The sequence below is a fragment of the Mesorhizobium sp. P3_A9 genome, from assembly GCF_056402975.1.
The window spans coordinates 1-1,219 of the sequence record NZ_JBFUGJ010000696.1; the positions used below are offsets into that span (position 1 = coordinate 1).

The 1,219-nt window shown below is 60.8% G+C and carries 1 protein-coding gene; it reads right to left on the reverse strand.

What is annotated here, in order from left to right:
- Positions 1 to 819: 819 nt before the first annotated feature.
- Positions 820 to 1,050: a hypothetical protein gene (locus AC1DX0_RS36080; RefSeq protein ID WP_477223619.1), complete on the reverse strand. Its 231-nt coding sequence runs from the start codon at positions 1,048 to 1,050 to the stop codon at positions 820 to 822.
- Between the last annotated feature and the right edge of the window lie 169 nt (positions 1,051 to 1,219).

Below are 1,219 nucleotides of genomic sequence, written 5' to 3' on the forward strand. Positions count from 1 at the left end.
GCGCTGGTCCGTCCCTTCCTGCGCCGATAGGGTTCGCCCGCATTTTCGTGTCGCGGGCGAACCCTGACCATCTCACAACACCTTCGCATCGAGATTGAAGAAGTGTAGCGACAGCGAGACCCGCCTTGTCGAAGTATGCTGCTCCATTAGCGAGAACGCGCGAAAGCGCGCGCCGCTCGGTTCGCGCCAGCCGCAGCGGGAGATGGGACAGCCCGCCCCGAGCATTTGCCGGCGCCACGAGACGGGCTGCGGAAGCTCGAACCCCCGTCCGCGACGCTTCCGACCTTCAAACTTCGAAGGCGAACAGACGTTCCATTAGCTTCGACTTAATAAATCACCGCCGGTCGTGGAACCTGCGTGGGGCTCGCCTCGCGGGCGGCGAAGTGAGCCAAGCCAAAATGTTGCAGCGTTGGCCAGCAGCGAGGAGACTACCGTCAAAGGAACGAGCCTGTTGAATATCAGGTTCGCCTTATCCGCAAAGCGCCCGCTTGTTCTTGGGGGCATTGAGCAGACAGGTCTGGAGGAGATGCCAGAATCAAACAACGCGCAGTCGGTCCAGTGGGCCCGCGACGATCCATCCGACAGGAGACGACCTGCTCAACGGAACCACGAGAACACCGGCGGAATCCACTTTTCAACCAGCCCCATTTGAGCGACGGTAGTGTCGCGGTTGGCGCACCAGGCTGAGATGCTCTCGGCGCTTACGCCGACGGCCATGGGGCAAAGAACCGCCAGCGGGTCGGCTGCCGAAGGTACACCTCTGCGCAGGCGCATTTCAGGGGAATCGCCCTCGCCGGAGGGCTGGATTCACCTCTCATGTCAAAGCTGGATTTCAGCGCCTGCCTGTTCGTCGAACACAACTGGGCACCCGCGCGCAATCGCCACCGCGCAGAGGGCGTTTGCCACCATATCGTCTGGCGACACGAAATCACCGGTTAGCACCCGCAACTCTTCCACGCCCTCTGCCATCGAGACAAAATTGCCGACCACCCGATCGCGCTTACAGGCCTCTACCACGCAAAGCAGATCGACCATTTCGAAGCTGCGCATATCTAGACTCCATAAAAATTGTCCCTTGCAGGGTGATGAAACGCATTGGCTGAATAATGTGTTCCGGGCCCTCGAAGGGACCCGCTCGCGGCTGCGGCCCCGCCGTTTGCTGAACGCAACCGGCGGCTCGATCCTCAGGTGCCCTCTTCAACTCTGCGAAGCATCATTG